Source organism: SAR324 cluster bacterium, from assembly GCA_029245725.1.
Lineage (GTDB): Bacteria > SAR324 > SAR324 > SAR324 > NAC60-12 > JCVI-SCAAA005.
The window spans coordinates 1-3,656 of sequence record JAQWOT010000246.1 but is presented as its reverse complement, the minus strand read 5'-3'; the positions used below and the strand labels follow the sequence as shown (position 1 = coordinate 3,656).

Genomic DNA, 3,656 nt, shown 5'->3' with positions numbered 1-3,656 from the left:
CAGTGTGTCTCGACTTTCTCTAGGTACGGCTCCTTTGGGCAATCTGTTGATGCAAGTCACTGAAGAAGAAGCACTGCTTACAATTGAGGAAGCAATGGGCTCTGGCATCAATTACCTGGATACAGCTCCTTTCTATGGATATGGTCTCTCCGAAGAACGGATCGGCTGTTGCCTACCGAAATTGTCCAGGTGTCCGCTGATTTCTACCAAAGTTGGTCGGTTGATTCGTCCAGGTGTCCGTGAAGGCAATGAACTTTACGGAGATAGACAGCCGTTCTACCTGGCGAATCTAGACAAACGCTTCATTTTTGATTTCTCTTATGATGGAGTACTGCGTTCCCATGAGGAGAGCCTTCAGCGTCTTGGAGTGGACGCAGTCGACATTCTGCATATCCATGATTCTGATGAACACTTCACGGATGCGGTGCAAGGAGCCTATCAGGCCCTGAATCGTTTGCGTGATGAGGGTAGTATCAAGGCTGTTTCCGCGGGAATGAATCAATGGGAGATGCTGTCCAAGTTCCTTGATCATGGGGACTTTGACTGCTTTTTACTCGCGGGACGCTATACCCTGCTGGATCAAAGTTCGTTGGCTGAATTGCTACCCAAGTGTCTGAAGCACGGGACCTCAATTGTGATTGGTGGTGTCTACAATAGCGGGATTTTAGCCAATCCAGTCCCTGGAACCACCTACAACTACGTGGAGGCTTCTCAGGACCTGATTGATCGGGCTTTGGCGATGAAAGTGATCTGCCAACGACATGGTGTGCCTCTCAAGGCTGCCGCTCTACAGTTCCCGCTCGGTCACCCAGCAGTTGCTACGGTATTGACCGGTGTACGGAGTCGTGAGGAGTGGCAGGAAAACTTACGGTTATTTGAGTTAGATATTCCGCGTGATCTTTGGTTGGAACTTCGAAAAGAAGGCATGCTTGGTCTCGAAGTTCCCCTGCCAATTGATTGATTCGATACCAGACGCAAGAGTCAGCTTGGTCTATCGGTTCTTAATCGACTACGCTAGCTAATGAATCCAAAGTAGCGATCTTTGGAATTCAACTGAAAAACGTTCAGGAGACAAAATGACGATTCGTATTGAATACTGCAGGGTTTGAAACTACCAACCCCGAGCAGCTAGGTTGGCTGCTACATTGAAGGAACAGTTGCAACTAGAAACGCAATTGGTAGCTGGCGGAAGAGGGGCTTTTGAGGTCTTCGCTGAAGATCGGTTGCTCTTCTCAAAGTTGAATGAAGGTAGGTTTCCGGAGGATCAAGAGATTGTGGACGTGTTGAGGTAGCTTTGTGGTTGGCTCCCACTGTGAGGAGCCAACTTAGGGTGTGTTGTCTTAGCTCGTGGAAGAAGCGTTGGACTTGTAGTGAAGTGCTTTCGGTGGCTTAAGCGATATTGATGTAGTCACAGAAACGTTGTCCACCGAAAGCGGTCATCTCTAGATTAGCTTCTCGCAAATCAGCATCACGAAAATCTGCTCCAAACAAATCGGCTTCCCGTAGATCTGCTCCCCGTAGGTCTGCTCCCCGTAGGTCTGCTTGGGCTAGTTTACTTCGGCGTAAGTCTGCTCCTCGCAGGTCTGCTCCTCGCAGGTCTGCTCCTTCCAGATTAGCTCCATAGAGATCTGCTCCTGCCAAACGTGCTTCACTCAGTTTTGCCCTACCCAGATTTGCTGTTGTTAGCTTCGCGTCTGCTAGATTAGAGCCACTCAAGTCTGCTCCTTCTAGAGTGCCATAACGCAGATCGGCTCCCAACAGATCTAAACCGCTCAATACAGCGCCTGATAAGCTGCAGATGGGGCTCGACTTGGTTTCTGTCAGTTGCTGAAAGTGAAGTAGATTGTAGTTAGCCATTTTATTTCTCCAAGTGTTGTTTGCAAAGGGTATTGTCTCATGTGATCTTAAGTTTCTATAATGTTACTAAATAGTAATTTAAAATTCAATAATAAATTATATTTTTTTATTAAATTTTTATAAATAACTAATTTTTTTGATAAATAAATCATAAAATCTATAATAATTTTTTAAAATCTATAAAATAATTAATAAAAGATAAAAATAGATGTCCCAGTTGTATTCGGCCAAAATCAGGGATGTTGCTGGTGGAGGAAGTGCGTGATGACTTTACTGGAAGGTGATATTCTTTTTGTATTGTGGAAGAGTGACACAGAAAAATTGTTGTTCTGGGTCAAGAAAATAACCTTGTTTTGTGTTCAGTTTGTGACATTTTTCATTAGGTCTACTGATAACTTTTTTAAGTGAAAAAATCTATAACGTCATTGCGCTTCATGCACAGGTAGGAAGCATGGAAGAAAACGTGCGCCGTGTAAACGGTTGAATTTCAGCGGGTTAGCGTAAGGAACTAACTCTCTCATTGTCGATGTATGAGAAGCCCAGCGTGGTTAGGCACGGGTGGCAACACCCTCGTAGATTCCGAAAGGAAGTGCTGAACAGAGCATCCACGTCAGAAGGTCTATGAACGCTCCAAGGTAGCTCAGGAGTAGGGACGGATCAGGGCTAGACAGATATGGTTAAGGTTACACTACTTGAACCCAAGGACTTTGATGGAACCCCTTGCCCTCCAGCCAGAAGAGCTTAACGCTAGTCCGAAGATAGCGCCCTACGGCTGGAGCCCTGTTGCAGAAGGAGAAGCAGAATCTCCCCACAGCCTATTGTGTACAGGCAACACTGATCGACCAACAGGGACACCACCATATCAAGTGGGAAAAGAGTCTGGAATGGGAACCCAAGTCTGTCGCATCTGAATTCAACCGGAAACACGGGATTGCCTAAGTTGGTAGAAAGCGATTCAGTTCATGCAGTACCAATATGGCCACGGAGTCTCAATAGTATCCAAGGTTGACCTGTAATGGGATCAGCAGCCTGTGAAAACTTACTTAATGTTACTAAATCAGGCCTATCCACAACGTATAAGTCTAAGGTAACGAAGATGAAAGCGGTTAATCGTGAGATTGACAAGTGGGAGAAGGGGGAAGTGAGACAGCGTCTTTACATACCAACTGATCAACATTAGGAGGACAAGTGTCCAATCAAAGCCTGAAGAAAAGATTAGAGGGTATAAGTAAGTGTTCAATCAACGGCGAGCGGGCCAAGAACTTATTTCAGTTGTTGGTCAATAAACCGGAGATTTGGGAACTGGCTTACGCCAACATCTGCGCCAATGCTGGATCGACCACCAAAGGTGTAGATGGGGTAACTGCTGATGGGCACAGTGTGGAACGTAGTCGAGAGATTATGAACCAACTGCGAAACGGCACATACCGTCCCAAGCCAACACGCAGGGTATACATTCCCAAGAGCAATGGGAAGCAACGGCCTTTAGGCATACCCACGTTCACGGATAGGCTGGTTCAGGAGGCTTGCAGAATCATTCTGGAAGCGATCTACGAACCGGTATTCTCTAAGTTCTCATTTGGTTTCCGTAAGGGAATGGGGTGTCATGATGCACTTCAGAACATCACAAGCCGCTTCACAGGGACCAAGTGGTTCATTGAGTTTGACATCAAAGGTTACTTCGACAACATCGATCACCAGATTCTGGTGAAACTGTTGAAGAAGAAAATCAACGATGAGCGCTTCACGGCGTTGATCGGATGGATGCTCAAGGCAGGATACATGGAGGATTGGAAATT

Annotated in this window: 5 protein-coding genes; 4 read left to right on the top strand and 1 reads right to left on the bottom strand. The window is 46.1% G+C overall.

The window, feature by feature from the left end; translation table 11 throughout:
* Positions 1 to 4 precede the first annotated feature (4 nt).
* Both P8O70_13910 and P8O70_13905 read left to right on the top strand, forming a co-directional pair.
* Positions 5 to 961, top strand: coding sequence for an aldo/keto reductase (locus P8O70_13910; GenBank protein ID MDG2197953.1), 957 nt, complete (start codon positions 5 to 7; stop codon positions 959 to 961).
* A 115-nt stretch (positions 962 to 1,076) separates the two neighbouring features.
* Positions 1,077 to 1,292, top strand: coding sequence for an Rdx family protein (locus P8O70_13905; protein ID MDG2197952.1), 216 nt, complete (start codon positions 1,077 to 1,079; stop codon positions 1,290 to 1,292).
* Positions 1,293 to 1,389: 97 nt separating this feature from the next.
* On the opposite strand, the gene P8O70_13900 is transcribed toward P8O70_13905, so the two are convergent.
* Positions 1,390 to 1,857 carry a pentapeptide repeat-containing protein gene (locus P8O70_13900; GenBank protein ID MDG2197951.1) on the bottom strand — a complete coding sequence of 156 codons (468 nt, stop codon included), beginning with the start codon at positions 1,855 to 1,857 and terminating at the stop codon, positions 1,390 to 1,392.
* A gap of 710 nt (positions 1,858 to 2,567) precedes the next feature.
* Here P8O70_13900 and P8O70_13895 point away from each other — a divergent pair.
* Both P8O70_13895 and P8O70_13890 read left to right on the top strand, forming a co-directional pair.
* A complete protein-coding gene (locus P8O70_13895) occupies positions 2,568 to 2,768 on the top strand; it encodes a hypothetical protein (protein MDG2197950.1) in 201 nt (66 codons plus the stop codon).
* Positions 2,769 to 3,045: 277 nt separating this feature from the next.
* Positions 3,046 to 3,656: reverse transcriptase domain-containing protein (locus tag P8O70_13890; GenBank protein MDG2197949.1), on the top strand; the 611-nt coding region annotated here is incomplete at its 3' end.

Excerpts from the sequence above, each read along its gene's own strand:
- P8O70_13895 (MDG2197950.1), top strand. The coding sequence starts at position 2,568 with ATGGAACCCCTTGCCCTCCAGCCAGAAGAGCTTAACGCTAGTCCGAAG.
- P8O70_13900 (MDG2197951.1), bottom strand. The coding sequence starts at position 1,857 with ATGGCTAACTACAATCTACTTCACTTTCAGCAACTGACAGAAACCAAG.